We start from the raw sequence: 20849 nt of genomic DNA, 5'->3' as shown, positions 1-20849 counted from the left end.
ACCAGAGCAAGCTCGCCCGTCGGCCCGAGGGAGGCCGTTGCACCCACTGGAAAGTCACGCTACTCTGTCAGACATGAGCACCGATCGGAATTACGAGATAGCCGCTGCGCGCTCGCGCGGTGATAACCTGTCGGAAATCGCTTCAAGACATGGCATCTCTCGGTCGCATGCAAGTCAGATCATTAAGAACAATGCCTGGATGGTAGCGCGGTGCAATGAGCGAGAGATTCCGGACGCTCTTACGGCTCGGGCCGCCATCGCGATCTATGATGCAATCGGCTTATGGCCCTCAGCGAGCGACAAAGCTGAAGTCGAGAGCCGGTCCATGGAGATAATGCGTTCACCCGCTGGCCGGAGAGTCATCATGAAAGAAATTGGTGATTGGCTGCGAGCGGATGATAGATCGGAAAATACCGTATCTGAATAAGCCCACTCATCATTCTCGAATTGTACGAAAACGGACGGACTCAGTTCAAATCTATAGTCGTAGAACGAATCATCTTAGAATGGCTTTCGGGCCCGGCGACATTATAGATGGCGCCGGAAAGGTCGGCTCGATCCTTTCTTTCGCTGGATGGCGACCCCTCTAAGTCCAGCCGCCCTAAATATCTTTCAGAAATAGCATTGGGGGCTTCTTCCTCCTGGACGGCTGTAGGCTGATCGTCCACCACATTTCCGGCCATTCCTCATCAAATCGTAAGGACAGTCACACGTCGCAACGTATGGTTCCCGGGCTGCCTCTCCCGATCGGCTGGGTTTCGTCTGGCGAACGAGTGGTGCAATGGGCGCAGGTTTTTGCGGCTTGATGTCTGGCGACGCTGGCGGCGTAGGGCTCAGGAAGTCACTGCTGATCCAGCCCTCCAAGGTTCCAACTTTTACCTTGCGCCACCCCCGCTCTGCGTCCGTCGCCTCTACTGCCGATCCCGCCGGCACCGTAGATACTATAGCCCCGCTGGACGACGGCCGGGACCGTAGCCGGACGTTTGAGGCAGCGTACAAACGTTCCGGCAGCGTTGGCAAATCAGGCATAGTAAGAGGTTGCGGTCGTGTGGGCAGCTCCGCTGGTGGAGCAGTTGGTCGAGGCTGGGATATTGATGGTGGCGAGGGTAATGGAGCCATAATTGATTCAGGCTCGGGTTGCGGATCTTGCTTGTCACTCTTGGACCCTATCCAGCCTATCAACAACACTACGGCGACTGCCCACCCGATCATTCCACGTTTAGTCATGCCCTATCCCCGCCCGACGGGGATCATGCCACAACCTGCGAAAGAGTCGAGCTAGCCGAGCTCGTATGAAACCTACTGTTTCCAAGCCTGTCTGACGAAGGTTGCGCATGTGTTGGTGATGGCGGCAGTATCGTCATCCATGCGAGCCAAATATCCTCGCAAGATAAGTGACTGCCAAGCATTTTGGAAATCGTGCGTTGGGATCGCAAGCTTACGTGCCTGCCTTTCGATCTGCTCGAGCGCGAAAAACGTTCTCAGACGGGTGGCTGCGGATCACGTCCGCAAAGAATTGAAGGATGAACAGTTACGCGACATGGATGCAACATAGAACACGCATTGCCATATTATGCAGGCTCCTACCTCTGATTTGTAAGACGGTCACAGGCTTGTGCGTGTATAAACCCGGTTGCCCCACGATGTCTCGTGGGGCGATACCTGCTTACTTGTTCAAGCTATCCTTCAGCGCCTTGGCTGGCTGGAAGGCGAGCTTGCGGGCAGCCGCCACCTTGATCATCGCACCGGTGCCCGGATTGCGTGCTTCACGCTCCGGCGTGTCCTTTACCTTGAACTTCCCAAATCCCGGGATCGATGTTTCCGCTCCGGTGGTGGCCGCTGCCGTGATCGCAGCAAATACGGATTCGACGATCGCCTTGCCTTGAGCCTTGGTGAGGCCGTTGTCGGCGGCAATCTTGTCTGCGATTTCGTTTGTGGTGGTCATGACTCATTCCTCGTTGTACACGCTGAAAACCTCGCCTTCATCACCGGCGATGTCACGCGATGAACATCCCTGGATGTCAGCAATTATGCGGATTTCCACAGCTTGCGACCGGACGGTAGCCCTTTTTTCGCTTTCGGCGCGCCAGTTCGAGGAAATGCTGCGCGGCGTCGCGTTCCGTATCGAACACGTCCATCATCTCTCCGCCGATATTACCGATCCGTCCCCAGGACCGCATCACGGCAATTTCACCGAACAGAGTCGGCTGTATCGAAAGCATGTAATATCGAGCCATGTTTTGGCTGGGGTCGAGGCGTTGGCAATATAGTTGATATGGGTAAAGGCTCATGAACAGATCATCGCGCTGTGCGCGTGGATCGTCCAACGAGTGTTTTGAATCGGAGTGTGCTGACCGATTCATATCGGTGATGAAACACGACAATCGCTAAGGTTTGCGACAGCGCGCTTGAAGTGAAACGAGGACAAGACGCATGACACTGGACGGGCTTATCCAGGCTTATCGCCCCTATCTCGCGGACGAAACCGTCCCGGTTCGACGAAGTTGGGAGGACACTTTCAAATATGCCATCAAGCAATATCGGGGCGAAGCGCCACTCGAGGAGTTCGATCTGGATGAATGGGCTGCGAAGCTTGTCGCCGACGGCGTCAATCCGAAATTCGTAGACGGTTATATCAGACGCTGGCGAGACCTGCTGAGCCGCGCCGAGACGTTGTAGGTTCCCGCTTCTTTCGATGACGTTCGCGCGAATACTATCCACATCATTGCTCCCGGTTGTGCTCGTGGTACCGATTGTTTGAAATGCATTCGATCATGTCCTTTCGCCTGAACCAGATCGCGCGCCCGCATCTCAGTGGCGCGTTCCCGGCTGTGAAGACGATCTGTTCGTCGGCGCGCATTCGCATGACCTCATGCGGCTGGATCAGCGGCCGCGCGGCCAACTGCTTCGAGCGCGTCCGAGACGATCCGCTCGCCTGAAAACTACGACTGATCTGATCGATCTCGACCGTCGTTGTACCGCATCGCTGCGAGATATATTCAGCAGTTTCCGGATCATTAATGGCTGCGAAGCTGATCCAGCTAGCGCTCTCGAACCACTTGCTTGACGCATCGCGCCCGCCGTAGGTTTCGCGAAGCTGGCCGATCGATTGATAGATCATCGTCAGGCTGATGCCATATTTGCGACCAGCGTCTCGCGCTGTCTCTATAATGCGCATGTAGCCGAGCCTTGCGACCTCATCGAACAGGAACAGCGCCCGACCCTCCATCGCGCCATTTCGATTGTAGATCGCGTTGAGGAAGGAGCCGATCACCACACGGGCCAAGCCGGCATGAGTCTCAAGCGTTTTAAGGTCGATGTTTATGAACACGTCGACCTTGCCCGAGGCGATATCCTCGGTCTGGAATGTCGAACCCGAGACCAAGGCTGCATAGTTCTGGTAGGACAGCCAATGCGTTTCCTTGATCGCGTTGGCATAAACGCCCGAGAACGTTTCCGGCGTCATGTTGACGAAGGCGGCGACGTTCTCCTTGACGAAGTCCGAACCCGAATTGTCGTAGATGTCCTGCAGGCGCTGTCGCAGCTTCGGCTCGGGCTCCGACAAATTCTCGCGGACCTGGCGCAGCGTCTGCTGCTCCTGCGGCGTATGCCCGGACAGGCAGACATCTGCGATCATAGCCGTCAGGAGTTGAAGCCCCGAGGCTCGGAAGAAGTCGTCGCGGATGCCGCTTGCGCGACCGCTATCGCTCATAATCCATGAGGCGACGGAAGCAATGTCCTCCTCCTTGGTGCCGCCGTATTGGCCGACCCAGTCGAGAGCGTTGAAGCTGGTTTCCGGTTTGCGCGGATCCAGGATCCTGACCCGCCGGCCGGCTTCTTCACGATGTTTCGACACCATGGGTGCGACCTCGTTCGAGGGGTCGAGCACGATGAGCGCACCGCCCCACTTCAAGGCTGTGGGGATCGTCACTGATGTCGTCTTGAAGCCGCCTGATCCGGCGAAGACGATACCATGCGAGGAGCCGAACGATCCGTCGAAACAGAGCAGCGGAGACTTGCCACCGGCGCCCCATGTTTCTCTGGTGTCGGCACGGAGGGACACGCCGGCGATGCTGTCTCGGTCAACGCGATACCGCTCGCCGATCACGATGCCCCCGCCCTCCGGAAAGAGCTTCGCCGCTTCGGCAAGTTTCATCCAGTCCGCTTCGCCATGCAGCGCACGCTTGCCAATGATGCGTTTCGGCGTGGCCCGGGCGAAGGCGGCGTTGCCGACCATCGCCACGCGCAGTGCGAAGCAACCGGACATCAGGGCGGCGGCCGCGCCGATCATGGTCGATGGATCGAGATAGGATAGCGCGGATTGTCCCACCGGCACATGTGAGGACAGCGCTGCAAGCCGGATGCCTTCTCGCAAGCAAGCCGTCAGGATAATGGCGGCGTTTCCGATTGCAGCACCAACGCCCGCGGTACGGATGCTTGCCGACCCGGCCGTTGCGAATAGGAAAATCAAGCCAAGGGCTGCAGCCGCCGTGAATGGTGCCGCGACCCCTGCCCGTCCTAAGGCCAGCTTTGCCGCCTCGGACTTCCCGAACCCTGCAATCCAGACCTCGATGCCGGTCATTGCGAACATGGTAGCGCTCATCACGACCACGGGCAGAATGATGAGAATGATCCTATTCGCCTTCATTGCCGAACGCCTTCGTTCCGATCGCCGTCAAACGTATTCGCTCATTGTCGTCGGACTTCAGCCGCTTTTGCAGGTCGATCAGGGCGCCGAGCAGAAGCGCTCGCTTCTCGAAGCGAAGGCCCGCTTTGACGATCAAGCCACCAAGCTCGATCTTGTCGCGCGTGTCCTTCTTCCTGGCGTCGGAGATTGCGTTCCTGCTCATGCGCTCAAGCCTCAGGAGTGATGCCCGAAGCCGCGCCAGACGCGACCGTCTCGGATTGCCCGCTGCCAGCGCTACCTTCACCCGTCCCTTTCCTTCTGTTCGGGCCAGGCTGGTCTGCGCGAAAGCGTTTCGCCAGCTCCTCGAACGCTGCCTGGAGGTCGACCTCCTCGATCTCGATCTCGCCAAGGCCTGCCCGCAACGCCACGCGGCCGATGCGTTCGGCTTCTCTCGTCTCCGCGTGCTTGAGCTGTTCCTGGAGTTTGGCGATTTCTTCGCGGATCCTGGAGGATGGTTTCTTCATCTCTGGATTGTCCTCTGTTGGTGCATGTCGCAGCTAGTGCACCCAGGATCGTTCAGATCGGCGTGCCGATCTACTAACAGAAATGCGAGTAGGCGGAGCCTACGCTTTTGAGCATCATCCCGACCGTTCGCAAGGACGGACCCGAAGGGCGCAATTATACGTCGCGGATGCGACGCTCCGCTTATGCCCCCTGGCGGGGCCGTTTGATCCTGACGAACACATTGATTTTGTTCGATCACAGGAGTGCATCTGCAATGGCCGTCCCGCATTTTTCAGTCAGCATCGTTGCACGCGGATCCGGCCGCAGTGCTGTGCTGTCGGCGGCGTATCGGCACTGCGCGAAAATGGAATACGAACGGGAAGCCCGGACGATCGACTACACGCGCAAGCAGGGGCTGCTGCATGAGCAGTTTGTCATTCCGGGAAATGCACCGGAATGGTTGCAATCCTTGATTGCTGACCGGTCCGTCTCAGGCGCATCGGAAGCTTTCTGGAACAGGGTCGAGGAGTTCGAAAAGCGGTCGGATGCGCAGCTTGCCAAGGACATAACGATCGCACTACCGATCGAGCTGTCCAGCGCGCAGAATATTGAGCTCGTACAGGATTTCGTGGCGAGACACATCACGGCACAGGGCATGGTGGGTGACTGGGTGTTTCATGACGCACCGGGCAATCCGCATATCCATTTGATGACGACGTTGCGACCACTCACCGAGGACGGGTTCGGATCGAAGAAGGTGGCGGTCACTGGCCCTGACGGCGATGTGCTGCGCAACGATAGCGGCAAGATCGTCTACGAGCTTTGGGCCGGTGGGCTCGATGACTTCAACGCGTTTCGGGACGGTTGGTTTACATGCCAGAACCGGCATCTTGCGCTTGCCGGTCTCGACATCAGCATCGACGGGCGCTCCTTCGAAAAGCAGGGCATCGAGCTTACTCCGACCATCCATCTTGGCGTCGGCACGAAGGCAATCGAGAGAAAGGCAGCGAGCGGGAATGGACAGACGGACGAGAAAGTCGCGCTCGAACGTCTTGTGCTGCAGGAGGAGCGGCGGGCGCAGAATGCACGTAGGATCCAGCGTCGGCCGGAGATCGTGCTCGATCTGATCACGCGGGAAAAGAGTGTTTTCGACGAACGCGATGTCGCCAAGATCCTGCATCGCTATATCGAGGATGCGGGCCTCTTTCAAAGCTTGATGGCGCGCATCTTGCAGAGCCCGGAGACCCTCCGGCTTGATCGTGAGCGGATGGACTTCGCGACCGGGATCCGCGCACCGGAAAAATACACGACACGCGAGCTGATCCGGCTTGAAGCCGAGATGGCCAACCGGGCGATCTGGCTCTCACAGCGGTCGTCGCATGGTGTCCGCAAGCCGGCGCTTAAGGCGACATTTGCGCGTCACGAACGGCTTTCCGATGAGCAAAAGACGGCGATCGAACATGTTGCTGGCGACGGGCGCATCGCTGCCGTGATTGGCCGCGCCGGCGCTGGCAAGACCACGATGATGAAGGCGGCGCGCGAGGTATGGGAATCGGCCGGCTATCGTGTCGTCGGTGGCGCACTTGCCGGCAAGGCAGCCGAAGGTCTGGAGAAAGAAGCCGGCATCGCCTCTCGCACGCTGTCGTCCTGGGAGCTGCGCTGGAGCCAGGGTCACGGGCAACTGAATGAAAAGACAGTGTTCGTTCTGGACGAGGCCGGTATGGTGTCGTCGCGGCAGATGGCACTGTTCGTCGAAACCGTCACCAAGGCTGGCGCCAAGCTCGTTCTCGTCGGCGATCCGGAGCAGCTCCAGCCGATCGAGGCGGGTGCGGCCTTCCGGGCGATCACTGAGCGCATCGGATACGCGGAACTCGAAACGATCTATCGCCAGCATGACCAATGGATGCGCGACGCCTCGCTCGAACTTGCACGTGGCAATGTTGACAAAGCCGTCGCAGCCTATCAGTCCCATGGCAAGGTGGTTGGCGCTGAGCTGAAGGCTGATGCCATCACTAACCTCATCGCCGACTGGAGCCGTGATTACGACCCCGCCAAGTCTACATTGATCCTCGCTCACCTGCGCCGTGACGTCCGACTTCTGAATGAGCTGGCACGTGCCAAGCTCATCGAGCGAGACATCATCGAGCAGGGTTTCGCGTTCACGACCGCCGATGGTGTCAGACGTTTTGCAGCAGGCGACCAGATTGTCTTCCTGAAGAACGAGGGCGCGATCGGCGTGAAGAACGGCATGCTGGGCAAGGTGGTGGAGGCTGCGCCGGGGCGCGTCGTCGTCGCAATTGGCGAGGGCGAACATCCGCGCCAGGTTATCATCGAGCAGCGCTTCTATAACAATGTCGATCACGGATACGCCACCACGGTGCACAAGAGCCAAGGTGCCACGGTCGACTGCGTCAAGGTGCTCGCGTCCCTTTCTCTCGATCGCCACCTGACCTATGTCGCGATGACCCGCCACCGTGAGGATCTGGCGGTCTATTACGGCCGGCGATCCTTCGCCAAGGCTGGCGGTCTGGTCGAAATCCTTTCGCGCAGGAATTCGAAGGAAACGACGCTCGATTATGCCGGTGGCAGCATCTACGGCCAAGCACTCCGCTTTGCCGAGGCGCGCGGGCTTCACATCGTTAACGTCGCCAGAACTGTTGCGCGCGACCGGCTAGATTGGACCGTTCGTCAGAAACAGAAGCTACTCGATCTCGCCGGTCGGCTCATGACCATCGGCGCCAGGCTCGGTTTTGCAACGTCTACAGTCAGCACGGGTCCAACGTCAGCAAAGGAGGCCAAGCCCATGGTGGCCGGTATCACGACCTTCCCAAAATCGGTCGATCAGGCAGTCGAAGACAAGCTTGCATCCGATCCGGCATTAAAGAAGCAGTGGGAGGAAGTCTCGATGCGCTTCCACCACGTTTACGCGCAGCCTGAAACAGCGTTCAAGGCGGTAAATGTCGAGGCGATGCTGAGTGATCAGGCGGCTGCGGCGAAGACGATCGCCAGGATTGCCAGTGAGCCTGGGTCCTTCGGCGCTCTCAAGGGCAAGGTCGGGGTCTTCGCGAGCCCGGCCGACAAATCGGACCGGGATCGCGCACTCAAGAATGTGACGCCGCTCGCTGACAGTATCAGCGACTATCTTCGCCAGCGCGCCGATGCCGAGCGGCGAAATCACGCCGAGGAAATGGTGGTGCGTAGCCAAGTCGCACTGGAGATCCCGGCGCTTTCGTCCAACGCGAGAAACGTCTTGGAACGCGTCCGTGACGCCATCGATCGAAACGACCTGCCGTCAGGTCTCGAGTATGCGCTCGCCGACAAGATGGTGAAAGCGGAACTCGAGGGTTTCGCCAAGGCCGTCTCCGAACGCTTCGGCGAAAGAACGTTCCTGCCGCTTGCCGCCAAGGCGACAGATGACGAGGCCTTCCAATGGCTGACCGCGGGCATGAACGCTGCGCAGAAGAGCGAGGTCAGACAAGCCTGGAATACGATGCGAACCGTGCAGCAGCTATCTGCCCACGAGCGGAGTGTGACGGCACTCAAGCAGACGGAGGCTATGCGCCAGACTAGATCCCAGGGGATCACCCTCAAATGAAAATGCGCCGTCGAGAAAGAAGGCTCCAGCGCCCAAATCACTTCGTCTGGTTTTATCGGATCAGCAGCGTCAGCCTCCTCACGCTTGGCTTTGTCGTGTTGCTTGGAGGCGCAGGTTTCAGGATCAATGTCACGCCAAGCGAACCGTTAGGCCTGTGGCGTATCGTCGAACCCGATGGCCCGATCCTGGTCGGCGATCTCATCTTCATCTGCCCACCGACCACCAACGAAATGCGTGAGGCGCGAGCACGCGGATATCTGCGCTCCGGGCTATGTGCCGGCCACGTCGCGCCACTGATCAAGACGGTGGGGGCGACAGCCGGTCAGGCGATCGACATCCGCGAGGAGGTGCGTATCGATGGAAGGCCGCTCCCTCATTCGCGTATCTCTCGGACGGATGGTCAAGGGCGCGAGATGGTGCCTCATGTGGGTGGTGTTGTGCCGCCTGCCACGGTTTTTCTCCATTCAGAATTTCCGGGGTCATTTGACAGCCGGTATTTCGGCCCTCTTCCCATGGAAGGCATCCTCGGGTTGGCGCTGGAGGTGTGGACTTATGCACCGTGAGCTTTCCCGAGGGGCCATGCTCGTCGGGCTATCAGCCATCACCGGATGGATCGGCTGGAGCGGTCATGTGCTGCTTCTGCCGCTCGCCGCCGTCTTCCCGCTGCTCTGGTCCCTGGCGCCGGCCCGCCCTCAAGCAGCGGCGGTCTCCGCCGCCTACTTCCTTGCTGCATCGCGAGGATTGCCTCTGGGTGCAGCGAACTTCTACGCCTCGGACATCTTGCCCGGCCTTTTGTTATGGCTGGTTGCCTCCGCCTCGTTCGTGACGGTCCATTCACTGGCTTGGACTGGACGCGCAGGATGGCGAAGGCCGCTCCGATACACGGCCGCTTGCGCTGCCATGGCGGTTCCACCTTTCGGTATTCTGGGATGGGCGCATCCGATCACAGCAGCTGGCATTCTGTTTCCAGGCTGGGGATGGTGGGGACTGGCGGCGATGGCAGCCGGCCTGGGCGTCCTAACGATGCGCCATCGACCGGCGGTAGCCACGGCCATGACAGGCTTATGGCTCTGGTCCGCCGCTGGGTGGACGATGCCGGCACTACCCCCGTCGTGGATCGGTGTCGACCTTCAATTGGGTGCGTCCCTCGGCCGAGACGCAGGCCTAGAGCGGCAACGGGAACTGATTCAGATCGCTCGCGCCCACCCACCCGGCACAACGATCGTGATGCCGGAGAGCGCTTTGGGGTTCTGGACACCGACGGTTGGCCGTTTCTGGCAGAAGGGGCTCGCCGGGACGGATGTCACCGTGATCGCGGGAGCGGCAATCATCGTTCCGCATGGCTACGACAATGTGCTGGTCAAGATATCCGCGGAGGGCAGCGAGGTACTCTACCGGGAGCGGATGCCGGTCCCCGGCGCGATGTGGCAGCCATGGCGCGGCTGGACTGGTGACGGCAATGATGATGGCGGCGGCGCGCGGGCAGATTTCTTCGCCAACCCCGTCGTTGACTTTGGCAATGCGAAGGTCGCGCCGATGATCTGTTACGAGCAACTCCTCGTCTGGCCGATCTTGCAATCGGCAATCCACCGGCCCGAGGCGATCGTCGCAGTCGGAAACGGCTGGTGGACTGCGGGTACGTCGATCATCGGCATACAGCGGGCGAGCAGCGAGGCCTGGGCACGCCTGTTTGCCCTGCCTCTCGTCATCTCATTCAACAGGTAGGAGGTCGCATGCTGGATGCCACGCTGATGAAGGAATGTGCCGATCCAATGTTGAAGCCGGCAATCGTCGAACAATTCGTGGCTGCGGTCGGCTCGGACGATCCGCTCGCCATCACCGTGAAATCCGGAAATCGTCTGATCCTCGTTCCCAAGCCGAAAACGCCAGAAGAAGCGATGAAAATCGTTCGTGAAAACATTGGTGGCGCAGTGGTACGGGTCGGTCTCACGCAGATTCCGGCGGGCATCGGTCTGAAGGATGCGTCGGAACGACATGCCGATCTCGTCGATTCCTGTGCCAACCTGCGGATGGGAACAGCGATGTTTTCCAAGATCCTCCGCATCGTTGCAAAGTGGTATGGAAACCCGACGAACGAAGAGGTGTTTCCCCAGTTGTTCGATGATGCCGTTCACGCCTGGCGCACGGGCAAGTTCGAGGGCGATAATGTGTTTCAGGCGCCGGATCCAGGCGGCCTTGTTATACAGGAAGAGCAGCCATCACCCGATGCATCCGATAGCGTTGCGCAATCCGCTGAAAACGAGCCAAACCCGCAATTGGTGGAACCTAACAATGCCGCGATCCGTGTCGATCTCTCGCGAATTGGAGGCCAGTGAGGCAGCTCCGCAGCTTATAGGACGGGGGTCCAAGTGGGACATTATGATGTTGCGGATGCCTTATCGGAGCGAAGCCTGAAGCGTGAATGTGTCGCTGTCACATGCTGTGTCCGACCTAAGTCATGGTTTCGACGGTTGCGAATAATTCGAATATTGCGAATAATGCACTTGTTAGGTTGCGCCGGGTCGCTTATCTTGACGTCATAAGAGAAGGACACAACCAATGAGCGCAATACGAAAAGACGCGTTTGCCGAGCGACTTCCCGATGAAGTCGAGATCAGGAATGCGGAGCAACTGCGCACGATCATCGCCTCTCAGCTGAAATCTGAAGAAGGTGCACAAATTTCACTGGCTCAGCCGTTGGGCGACGTGAAAACGATCACGCTTTCTCCTGCGCTGGCAGAATCCTTCATGGAAGTGCTCAGGCTCGTGTCGACAGGCCGTGGTTTCCGCATGATCCCGGTCGATGCGGAGCTGACGACCCAGGAGGCCGCAGATTGCCTGAACGTATCACGTCCCTATCTCATCAAGCTTCTGGAGAATGGTGATGTTCCGCATGTGAAGACGGGACGACATCGCAAGGTCAGGGCGTCAGAGCTGTTCGCTTACAAGCAAAGGCGGGGTGATACCCGGTCGGCGGCATTGAGCGAGCTCGCTGTCTTGGACAGTGAACTGTTGTGAGCCACTACGCAGACAGGTTTACGGTCCTCATCGATGCCAATTGTCTGGCGGGCGCGCTCCGCCGAAACATGATCCTCAGTCTTGCTGAAGCTGGCTTCTACCGCGTTCGATGGTCCGCAAGGATCATGGATGAAACCGCCCGCGCCATCGATACGATCACCGGAGGAAAGGCCGATTCTTCGAAACAAATCGATGCCATGACCCGAGCCTTTCCCGAAGCAACCGTCGAAGATTTCGAAGAGCTGGAGCGACTCTTGATCGATGGGGGGCTGCGGGACGTCGGAGATGCGCATGTGATCGCTGCGGCGATCAAGTGCGGCGCCTCGGTGATCGTAACGGACAACCTGCGTGATTTTCCAGAAAAGACGTTGAAGCCACTAGGCCTGGAAGCTCAAGGTTCAGATGGTTTTATCGCGGACTGCATTGATCTCGATAATGCTCAGGCGATGGCGGCGCTGAACAAGATGCGCTTGCGGTTCAAACATCCTGAACTGACCTGGGATGCGATCTGCCAGAAAGTCGAAGCCCAGGGGCTCACGCAGTCGGCATCGATGATGCAGAAATTCTCGGATCTGTTCAGGGAGTGATCGCTCCAGTGATAATCACTGTCGGGACACCGTCACTTGGCCAGTTCTGGAAGTTTGAGCGTCGCCAGATGATCACTACAGACGACTTCCACCAGTTCGATTAGGGTCGCGGTCTGTTGCCCCAGCCAATCGAGTGCCTCGTCGCTGATCTCATAGTGTTTGGAATACCTTGCCTTCACATAGGCTTCGTTCAGCGTATTGAACCAAGCGCGTTCGCGGTGCTGGTCCCGCGGAAATGCTTCCGCTAGGCGGCGGTCCTGTTCTTCGGCAAGTGACCTCAGGAATTTGATATTATGCGATGGTGGGCCGTAATTGGTGAGTGTCAGCAGGGCGCATGAGTAGGCTTGCTCCAACGACTGATGGAGCAGGAATGCTGCCTCGTTTAGGTCTTTCTCCCCAAGGTAGAACCTCATGCCTTTGTAGTATTTCGAAGCCGTTGCAAACCTCTGCTCAAAATGCTGGCTTGCGATCCGAAAACGGTCTTCCGCCGTTAGTGCTTTTGGCTCTGGTAGTGGTTCGTCATCGAGTTCGTAAAGAACGATGCCTTCCTTGCGGATGTCGGAAAAGAAATACTGGCCTTCCTTGAGGTAAGTGTTCACCTCCCGCCGCGAGTGGACGATGAAGCTGACCGGCGTCTCGATCCCTTTGTCGTGGTTCAACCGGTCGGCGGCCTTGTGCCAATATTCCGCAAAGTCGCAAAGCTTGCGATTGTTGACGATGAGAAGAAGGTCGAAATCGGATCGATAGCCTTTCATCGTGAATGGCTCATCAACCCAGCCACCCTTGGCGTAGGAACCGAACAGGATGATTTTCAGGATACGGCCGCGCTTCTTGAAATCCGCGGTCCCTTCGCTGAGCGCATCCTCGAATTCCTCGTGCAGGATTTCCAGAACCCTGGCGAGTTCACGCTGCTTGCGCGGAGGCATATGATCGAGCGAAGACTTCATCATGTGGCAGGGTCAATGGCTTGTGGTGAAAAGGCTTTGGGTGAAAACGAACCTATCACAACCATAGCATCAAAAAGGCAGATTTTGAAGAATCCTGTTTCATCATGGTCGGCTTTTTTTGCCGCTGCTACGGTCGTTTGGGTCGCGAGACCTTATCGAAGGCCTCGAAAAACAAGGTGCTTTCGGTGAGGAAGTCGCAGAGAAATTTGTGAGGTCAGCTATATGAGGAGGTCTACCTTTGAGTGCCGAGCGTGCTCGTCCTCGACTTTTTGAAGAGCGGTTGGTCGGCGGCGATGCGCCGAGAGATGGAAAGATACTCAACCGGGTCAGTTTCCAGTGACGGGGCGGCCCACTCGTAGTTCAAACGACAATTATCTAACCCATTTTAATGGGTTGAATAAAAGCATAAAATGCATTAATTGAACCATTAAGAGGGTCGATTAATGCGCCTAACGCTCCAAATCCATTTTGACGGTCAGTGGCATCACGCCGCTACGCTGGAACTGAAGGATGATGCCATCGGTTTCCAGGGCGCATCCATCGTTGATTACGATCTCGACTATTTCGTCACGATGGCATCAGCCGAATTCGCGGCCGGAAAGACGGTGCGCGATCATCGTGCCTTGTCCGTCCGTAATCCCGTCGATCTCGAAAATCGCTACAGCCCTACTTGGCCACCCTTCCTCCTTGATCTCATGCCGCAGGGACATGCGAGGCGAAAGCTTACCGAACATCTCGGGCTCTCGGAAGCCTCGCGCATTTCCGATCTCCCTCTGCTTCTGCGATCAGCGACAGGCGGCATAGGAAATATCCGCATCATGGAAGCGGCGGAGGCCGAAGCGGACCGGCTGCGTGATGTTGAGCGCCAAGGGGTTACGGAAGCGGAGATTCTCGAGCGTTCGGATCGCTTCATGGAAGTCGCCGACCGGTTTGGCATGCTCGCGTCCGGCTCAAGCGGCCTGCAAGGCGAATGGCCGAAGGTCTCCATGACCCAAGCTACCGATGGTCTTTATTATCCTGACAGCTTCGTAACCGATGAAGAAGCCTTGTGCCATGTCATCGTAAAGCTGGTACGCAGCAACGAACTCGTGGACCGCCTCATACTCGAAGGTGAGGGCCTCTATTCGAGGCTTGCAAGAGAAATTGGTCTGAATGTCAGCGAGCCATCAACCTACGCCGAAGGCGTACTGATCATTCCCCGTTTCGACCGGAAGAAGAAGCAAGGCGGCGGGACCGTCCGTCTGGGGCAGGAAAGTCTGGTGTCTGCGATCGGCGTTGCGGACTTCGGCCATGTCGGGACACACGAGGCATATATCGACGTGCTACGGCAACATTCTGCCGATCCCTTCGCCGATGTCGTTGAATACCTGAAGCGCGACATCGCCAACCTGGCCATGGGCAACCCCGACAATCACGGCCGTAATTCGGCACTTAGCAAACACCACGACGGCACAATCCGCCTTTCACCGCTGTTTGATTTTGCCCCAATGCGGCTCGCCAAAGAAGGGATCGTGCGCTCTACCCGGTGGGCCATGATGCGCGACAGTGGCCACGATCATCTTCCCGACTGGAAGCAGGTTTGCGCCGAAATGATGCCAGACCCGGCAGAGCAGAAAGCACTCAACGTCACGCTTTGCGAGTTTGCCGCACATCTGTTGGAAGTCCCAGGCATGGCGAAAGACATGGGGGCCACCCCGGAAGTTCTGGAACGTGGAATGGGACGCTGCATTGAGATCGCGGACAGTGTTTTGGCGGCGTGCCAGTGATGTCGGAGATCCGCTGAATGGCTCGCTGGAAAAAGCCGACTAAGGAAGAGGTTCTTGAAAACCGGCGAAAGCTCGCGGAGCGTGCTCGGACCGGCGACTTGAGGATACCTGGCGCCGTGGCGGAAATCCGCAAAGGGTTCGGCATGACACAGGAGGAATTTGCCAAAACCCTATCGCTCACCAGGCGGCAAGTTGCCGAGATCGAAGGCGGATCAGCGAATCCCACGCTTGAAACCCTGGAAAAGATAGGCCGATTGTTCGGATTCGCGGTTGGGTTCGTAGCCAAATAGGTGTGCGGAAAAAAGCAACGCCGACACTACGAACATCGAATACGCTTCGTGTGTGACGTTCGCACCTGTTGCGAAGACTTCACCTGAACTTGACGTGCGGTTTACAGCCATTGGTCCCGATCTCTGAAACTCTTTGACACTTCTGAGCGGTGTCGTTTCACGCGCCTTGTGGGTGGGGCTTCAGATGTCGAAAAAATGGGGAACAGGTAGAGCGATTGCCCATCATGGGGAATTGCTGCAGGGCATTTTCGAAGGTCCCGACGGAACCCTTCACCGCGGTCTCGTGTCGCTGCCCTGTCCTGCGCTGAAATCGATCGCGACCTTTACGCCGGGTGTGACATCCGCGATTACCGTTTCACCCTCATCCTGTGAAAAATCCCGTAACGCCGGCGAACTGGCTATCGCTGCTTTCGGGAACGCAAGCGTCGGTGGACATCTACAGATCGCCACCGATATTCCCATTGGCCAGGGCATGGGCTCCTCGACCGCCGACGTGCTTGCCAGCATTCATGCGGTTCTCGATTATCACGGTGCCGAGCCCACTCCTGAAATGATCATGAAGATCGCGGTTGCCGCCGAGACGGCCTGCGATGCGACATTGTTCCGGCAACATGCCGTGGTCTTTGCGCACCGCGAGGGATTTGTCATTGAGGCTTTTCGCCGGCCGATCCCTCCTCTGGCGATCATCAGTATCGACACCGCGCCCGACTTAAGAGTTTCTACGCTCGAGCATCAGCCGGCCGTGTATGAGCCTGATGAGATCGAGGCCTTTCGTCCGCTTCACAGCCTGCTGCGACTGGCGATCAATACCGGAAACGTCCAGTTGCTAGGGCGCGTTGCAACGGCAAGCGCAAGGATAAATGAACGATTTCTACCCAAGCCGTACCTTCAGACGCTGCATGACATCGCAAGGCGTTTCGATGCCGCGGGAATCCAGGTTGCCCATAGCGGCACGCTGGCCGGCATCATCTTTGATCCGCAATTGAAAACGACCCCCGACAATGTCCGGCGCGCAACCCAGGCCGTGGATGCCATGGGTTTGCATCATCGCCAATTCCTTATGTGAGACAGTGAGGTATCAATGGACGAGCGTGGAAGCTTGCGGGATCTAAAGTCTTTCGAGGACCCGAGGATTGTTCCGCTGGGTGACGGCGTCTACGGCGCCTGCTTCTTTCTGATGAAGCTGCTTCCGGCACGCTACATGCTTGAACGGGCTGTCGAAAGCGGCCAGCTGACCGAGGGTGGAACGATCTGCGAGTCGTCATCGGGTACCTTCGCACTGGCGCTGGCGATGTTGGCGGCACAGGGAAATTTTAGACTTCTGATCGTCGGCGACTGGGCACTTGATGTTGGTCTGCAACGACGTCTGCTGGCCCTTGGTGTCGAGCTCGATATCGTCGAGGAGCCACATCCGCGCGGCGGATATCAACTGGCACGGCTAGAGCGTCTGAAAAAGCATCTGGCGAACAGGCCAGGCAGCTACTGGCCGGCCCAATATTCCAATCCCGACAACCCTCTCTCCTACGCGAAGGTCGCAGCACAGATTATTGATGAAGTCGGACAGATCGATTGCCTGGTGGGGGCTGTCGGCTCGGGAGGATCGATGTGCGGGATCGCACACTATCTTCGTCTGCTGTTTCCCGAGCTTGTGCTGATCGGCATCGACACTCCGGGCAGCGTTCTCTTCGGTCAACCCGGTGCGTTGCGCCAGGTCAGCGGTCTCGGAGGCGGCATCGTCCCTGCGAATGTCGACCACAGCCAGTTCGACGAGGTGCACTGGTTGTCGGCGGCAGAAATCATCGCAGCTGCTCATGACCTCCATAGCGACCGCGGCCTGTTCATGGGCCCAACAAGCGGTGCAGCTGTAAAGGTCGCCCGGTGGTGGGGAGAAACACATCCCGGTAAAACGGCCGTCGCACTGTGTCCTGACGAAGGACATCGATACGTGGACACAGTCTACGACGAGAGCTGGGTGAAGGCGAACATCGGTGGATGGTCCGATGCACGTCGAAAGAGACCCCTCACCGTCACTTCACCGACAGAGAATATGGCGGGATGGTCGCGCTTTGGCTGGGGGCGGCGGTCGTTGGTCGAAGTGCTATCGCAAACCATGTCATCGAAATGAATAGCGGTTTCTGGACCCGCTTACGACTGGAAGGAGAGTACAGATGTGTTCGACAGCCATCGTGATGATCGAGAGCAGTTTTTCCGGCCATCTTTTCCATCGAGCCATCCGAGATCTTGGCCATATTCCGGTTCTTCTTACTGCCGATGCCGGCAGATATCGCCATCTCGATACGCCTGATCTTGCCATTGTCTCTGCCGATACCGCATCCATCGACGCTATCGTCGAATGGTGTCAGCGGGATCAATTCGGTTTGGATATCATTGGCGTTCTCTCCAGCTCAAGCGCTTCTGCCGGGATGGCGGCCTCCGTTTGTCGCCGACTGGGGCTGCCTGGTGCAAAGCCGGAAGCGATCGAGCGGTGTCTGAACAAGTTTACGCAGCGTGACTGCCTGAAAGGTGCCGGCCTATTGTCTCCGAGCTATCTTTTTACGGCAGACCCCGATGCAGCGACAAAGTTTTGTGCTGAGATTGGGTTTCCGGTCATCGTCAAGCCGGCCATCGGCAGTGGCAGCATGGGGGTGAAACTTTGCAGCAGCTTGGTCGAAGTCATCGAGCAGATGTCTATGGTCTTGGGCGGCGACGAATTTGCGGCCTCACCTGGCATTTTGATCGAACAGTATGTCTCGGGTCCCGAGTTCTCGGTCGAGACGATTGGTGACGTGGTCATTGGGATCACCGCGAAGCATCTCGGAGACCACCCACATTTTGTGGAAGTTGGTCATGACTTCCCGGCGTCTTTGGATTGGCACGTGCAGCAAGCAATCGGAGCCACAGTGATCGGCGCAATCCGGGCACTCGATCTCCTTTGGGGACCTGCGCATACAGAAATACGCCTGTCCGCAGACGGACCTGTGATCATAGAGGTCAATCCGCGCATGGCGGGAGAGCTTATTCCCGAACTCGTTCGGCTAGCCTGCGGTGTTGATCCGGTCGAGGCTACCGTCATACTCGCGACGGGTGGGAACCCCGTGCTCAACCGAACATCCAACCGAAGCGCCGGCATCCGCTTCGTCAGTCCGGACAGGGACGGTATTCTTCACTGGGGCGCCGGTGCCCAAGACGCGCGGAAAATCGATGGCGTCGTCGACGTTGAACTGCATCAGCCGGACAGTTTTCGCGTTCAGCGACGTGGAGATTTTCGAGATCGCGTGGGTCACGTCATAGCGGTGACGGACGATGCGAATGAAACAGCACATGCACTTGAAAATGCAATGCGCGCATTGGGAGCGCGGGTTGAGGACGGTTGAAGCGGGCGAAGGTGCAACCCTTCCCTCTTATCCTCCGTCCTGCGTGGTATTGGCGTCGAGCGAGTAGCCGACAGATCTGACCGTGCGGATGATGTCTCTGCGGTTTTTGCCATTCAGGAGTTTTCTCAAGCGGCCGATATGCACATCGACGGTGCGTGGTTCGACATAGACCCTTGGTGGCCATGCCGCGGAGATGATCTCGTCACGGGTGAAAACTTGTTCCGGCGCCGAAAGCAGCAGTTTGAGGATATTGAATTCGACCTGCGCCATTGGAAGTGTCGCCCCACCTCGAACTACCCGCCGTTTCGCGACATTCATCTCGAGATCATCGTATCGTAGAAATAGTTTCTCGGTCCGTCGCGGCAGGGCGTCAGTCTTCAGCACGTCGAGAAGCGTCGAAGGCGAAATGGGACGCTTGAGCGTTTCATCGACGCCGACTTTCAGCAGGTCCAAATGATGCTGCTCGGCGCTTCGTCCTATCACTGCAATCGTCAAGATGTGGGAGGTAGCCCTTTCGCTCTTCAAGCGGTCGCAGACTTCAATGACCATCCTCAGACTTTCCGCGCGGCAATCAAGAACAACGGCGACAGGGCTGCGACGCAATGACAATCTGAAGATGTCCTGAACATTGTCGGCTGAAACGCAGTTAAATCCGTCAGCGTTCAAAATGTGGGTTGCAAGCAAATGGAATTCAGCGTCCTGCGACCCGATTATGATTGTGTGTGTCATCGGATGAACCCGTTCAAGACAGCGACTTAGCCTGAAAGCTACAGCCGGACGTTCCAGGACGTTTATCCTGCGAAGCTTTGAAGGTTGGTCAACTCGCAGATCCGTTAGTGCACAATGAGACTACCCGTGTCGCGGCGCGAGCGATCTTTGTGATCAACTGGCTGTGTTCGCCATCAAGCTGGGCGCGCTGGCGCTCATTTGCCGCTCTCTTTCAATGCAAGCGGCGCTTTCCATGCGCCCAAAAGGTTCAGGAAAATCTGCTCGGTAGACTTATATTTAAGTGTGTCATTACGAGTACCTTTCATCCAAATTGAAATATCCTTTCCAAAAAATCTGGCTGAACCTGTGCATAGGGACTTTGAGCATCTTATAAGCGCAGCTGAAATCGGATCTTAAATCCAGAAATAGATAATAGATTCAGATTTATTTTCATGTATCGTATAATTATAGATTGCATGAGTGACGTATTCAGGCGTGATAATATATTTTCTAAAGTTATCGTATTGCACGCGCGGGTCGCGCCGTTGTTCGCTTTTCGAAAAATTGATCTGAATGTAACCGTCCACGACGCCAGTCGGATCTTTCGCCGCTGTCGTTCCAAGCGCACGACCTTCAATAGTCGGCTTTAGCGGACTTCCATCTTCGACCGAAAACCTGATGGAAAATGAACGAGAGTGCAGGAGGCAATTGTTGCCAGATATCCTAGGAATAGTCATCAGATACAGTCGAGGGACCGAATAGAGCTGCCCGCTTATAATTAAATTGAACGTTTCCGTTGATTCCGCGGGCTCTAGCTCTCGTTTAGCGTCATCAGCCGTGACCGATTTAGGCCAGGCTGCATTAGTTGTATTTTCAGCTAGAGAAGGGCGAACCGCGAGCATTCCAGCGACTGATATCAAGATTAGGAGGGAACCCGTCACCCTTGACGTCATTGTCGCCGTTCTCCGATCAACGTGCCGAGCCACCATTCCCGTGAACAGGGATATTGACGCTAACTAGCGCACACTTTATTGATTGCTAACGCAATCACAACGGGCGGATTTCCTTTCCGTTAATATTTTCCTTAAACAGAAATGAAGTGCCCCGGTTGCCGGTCGATCCGAGTCAAGGCGGCATTGCCGCTGCTCGCAAACTGTCGTCCCCGTTTCGACGCGAGGACGACAGCCCGCCTGTACCCTTTGCACGAGGGGCTTCCCTATTTTCCAAGTTAGGAAGCATGCTCATCGTAGTTGAGCCCGATCTGGACAGCTTTCCGTAAAATGACGGAACTGCACAAAAGTGCCATTTTTGATGCTCTTGCTGCGTTGTCGAAAGCGAGTATTGCGCGCCATTGAAGCTTCTGCCAGTATGAGTGTGCTTCCTCGGCGTGGGACCGCGCGCATAAACTGACGCGCAATCTGCCCTTTGGTAAC

At 57.3% G+C, this 20849-nt stretch carries 21 protein-coding genes; 12 read left to right on the top strand and 9 right to left on the bottom strand.

Going from position 1 to position 20849, the window contains the following annotated elements; all coding sequences use genetic code 11:
• Positions 1–612: 612 nt before the first annotated feature.
• The 3 genes from AAIH70_RS25650 to AAIH70_RS25640 all read right to left on the bottom strand — a co-directional run bounded on the left by AAIH70_RS25650 (position 613) and on the right by AAIH70_RS25640 (position 2291).
• A complete protein-coding gene (locus tag AAIH70_RS25650) occupies positions 613–1029 on the bottom strand; it encodes an SH3 domain-containing protein (RefSeq protein WP_430036406.1) in 417 nt (138 codons plus the stop codon).
• A gap of 637 nt (positions 1030–1666) precedes the next feature.
• Positions 1667–1945, bottom strand: coding sequence for an HU family DNA-binding protein (locus AAIH70_RS25645; RefSeq protein WP_430036404.1), 279 nt, complete (start codon positions 1943–1945; stop codon positions 1667–1669).
• Positions 1946–2021: 76 nt separating this feature from the next.
• Positions 2022–2291, bottom strand: coding sequence for a WGR domain-containing protein (locus tag AAIH70_RS25640; protein WP_430036402.1), 270 nt, complete (start codon positions 2289–2291; stop codon positions 2022–2024).
• Positions 2292–2433: 142 nt separating this feature from the next.
• Between AAIH70_RS25640 and AAIH70_RS25635 the strand changes: the two genes are divergently transcribed.
• Complete coding sequence (locus tag AAIH70_RS25635) at positions 2434–2679, top strand: hypothetical protein (protein WP_430036400.1); 246 nt, start codon at positions 2434–2436, stop codon at positions 2677–2679.
• Positions 2680–2722: 43 nt separating this feature from the next.
• Here AAIH70_RS25635 and traG read toward each other — a convergent pair whose 3' ends face one another.
• Genes traG through traC form a run of 3 tightly spaced genes read right to left on the bottom strand, consistent with a single transcriptional unit; the run spans position 2723 to position 5151 of the window.
• A complete protein-coding gene (traG, locus tag AAIH70_RS25630; RefSeq protein ID WP_430036398.1) occupies positions 2723–4648 on the bottom strand; it encodes a Ti-type conjugative transfer system protein TraG in 1926 nt (641 codons plus the stop codon).
• Positions 4635–4850: a type IV conjugative transfer system coupling protein TraD gene (traD, locus tag AAIH70_RS25625; RefSeq protein ID WP_430036396.1), complete on the bottom strand. Its 216-nt coding sequence runs from the start codon at positions 4848–4850 to the stop codon at positions 4635–4637. Before traD ends, traG begins: the two co-directional genes overlap by 14 nt.
• Before the next feature lie 4 nt (positions 4851–4854).
• Positions 4855–5151, bottom strand: coding sequence for a conjugal transfer protein TraC (gene traC, locus AAIH70_RS25620; protein ID WP_430036394.1), 297 nt, complete (start codon positions 5149–5151; stop codon positions 4855–4857).
• Positions 5152–5405: 254 nt separating this feature from the next.
• Between traC and traA the strand changes: the two genes are divergently transcribed.
• The 6 genes from traA (at position 5406) to AAIH70_RS25590 (ending at position 12331) form a co-directional block, all read left to right on the top strand.
• Positions 5406–8726, top strand: a complete 3321-nt coding sequence (traA, locus tag AAIH70_RS25615; RefSeq protein WP_430036392.1) for a Ti-type conjugative transfer relaxase TraA — start codon at positions 5406–5408, stop codon at positions 8724–8726.
• Positions 8727–8728: 2 nt separating this feature from the next.
• Entirely contained in the window at positions 8729–9289 is a 561-nt protein-coding gene (traF, locus tag AAIH70_RS25610) for a conjugative transfer signal peptidase TraF (protein WP_430036451.1), read from the top strand.
• Positions 9279–10451 (top strand): conjugal transfer protein TraB, encoded by a 1173-nt coding sequence (locus AAIH70_RS25605; protein ID WP_430036390.1) that lies wholly within the window; start codon positions 9279–9281, stop codon positions 10449–10451. The genes traF and AAIH70_RS25605 overlap by 11 nt, the downstream gene beginning before the upstream one ends.
• Positions 10452–10459: 8 nt before the next feature.
• Positions 10460–11062 carry a TraH family protein gene (locus AAIH70_RS25600; RefSeq protein ID WP_430036388.1) on the top strand — a complete coding sequence of 201 codons (603 nt, stop codon included), beginning with the start codon at positions 10460–10462 and terminating at the stop codon, positions 11060–11062.
• Between the two features lie 223 nt (positions 11063–11285).
• Positions 11286–11744, top strand: a complete 459-nt coding sequence (locus AAIH70_RS25595; RefSeq protein WP_430036386.1) for an excisionase family DNA-binding protein — start codon at positions 11286–11288, stop codon at positions 11742–11744.
• Complete coding sequence (locus AAIH70_RS25590) at positions 11741–12331, top strand: PIN domain-containing protein (protein WP_430036384.1); 591 nt, start codon at positions 11741–11743, stop codon at positions 12329–12331. Before AAIH70_RS25595 ends, AAIH70_RS25590 begins: the two co-directional genes overlap by 4 nt.
• A 32-nt stretch (positions 12332–12363) precedes the next feature.
• Here the strand turns inward: AAIH70_RS25590 and AAIH70_RS25585 are convergent, their stop codons facing one another.
• Complete coding sequence (locus AAIH70_RS25585) at positions 12364–13281, bottom strand: nucleotidyltransferase and HEPN domain-containing protein (protein ID WP_430036382.1); 918 nt, start codon at positions 13279–13281, stop codon at positions 12364–12366.
• A 440-nt stretch (positions 13282–13721) separates the two neighbouring features.
• Between AAIH70_RS25585 and AAIH70_RS25580 the strand changes: the two genes are divergently transcribed.
• From AAIH70_RS25580 to AAIH70_RS25560, 5 genes are all read left to right on the top strand, one after another.
• Positions 13722–15044: a type II toxin-antitoxin system HipA family toxin gene (locus tag AAIH70_RS25580; RefSeq protein WP_430036380.1), complete on the top strand. Its 1323-nt coding sequence runs from the start codon at positions 13722–13724 to the stop codon at positions 15042–15044.
• Between the two features lie 17 nt (positions 15045–15061).
• Positions 15062–15334 (top strand): helix-turn-helix transcriptional regulator, encoded by a 273-nt coding sequence (locus tag AAIH70_RS25575; RefSeq protein WP_430036378.1) that lies wholly within the window; start codon positions 15062–15064, stop codon positions 15332–15334.
• A 334-nt stretch (positions 15335–15668) separates the two neighbouring features.
• Entirely contained in the window at positions 15669–16400 is a 732-nt protein-coding gene (locus tag AAIH70_RS25570) for a GHMP kinase (protein ID WP_430036376.1), read from the top strand.
• 15 nt (positions 16401–16415) lie between these two features.
• The gene (locus AAIH70_RS25565) at positions 16416–17459 is read left to right on the top strand and encodes a pyridoxal-phosphate dependent enzyme (RefSeq protein WP_430036374.1); all 1044 of its coding nucleotides are present in this window, start codon (positions 16416–16418) and stop codon (positions 17457–17459) included.
• A gap of 43 nt (positions 17460–17502) precedes the next feature.
• Positions 17503–18708 carry an ATP-grasp domain-containing protein gene (locus tag AAIH70_RS25560; RefSeq protein ID WP_430036372.1) on the top strand — a complete coding sequence of 402 codons (1206 nt, stop codon included), beginning with the start codon at positions 17503–17505 and terminating at the stop codon, positions 18706–18708.
• Positions 18709–18735: 27 nt separating this feature from the next.
• On the opposite strand, the gene AAIH70_RS25555 is transcribed toward AAIH70_RS25560, so the two are convergent.
• Together AAIH70_RS25555 and AAIH70_RS25550 are read right to left on the bottom strand one after the other, a co-directional pair.
• A complete protein-coding gene (locus AAIH70_RS25555) occupies positions 18736–19437 on the bottom strand; it encodes a response regulator transcription factor (protein ID WP_430036370.1) in 702 nt (233 codons plus the stop codon).
• Between the two features lie 392 nt (positions 19438–19829).
• Positions 19830–20369: a hypothetical protein gene (locus AAIH70_RS25550; RefSeq protein WP_430036368.1), complete on the bottom strand. Its 540-nt coding sequence runs from the start codon at positions 20367–20369 to the stop codon at positions 19830–19832.
• Positions 20370–20849: the final 480 nt, after the last annotated feature.

The sequence above is a fragment of the Neorhizobium sp. BT27B genome, from assembly GCF_050455485.1.
GTDB lineage: Bacteria > Pseudomonadota > Alphaproteobacteria > Rhizobiales > Rhizobiaceae > Neorhizobium.
The sequence above is the reverse complement of the archived record's forward strand: the minus strand, read 5'-3'. Positions and strand labels throughout refer to the sequence as shown.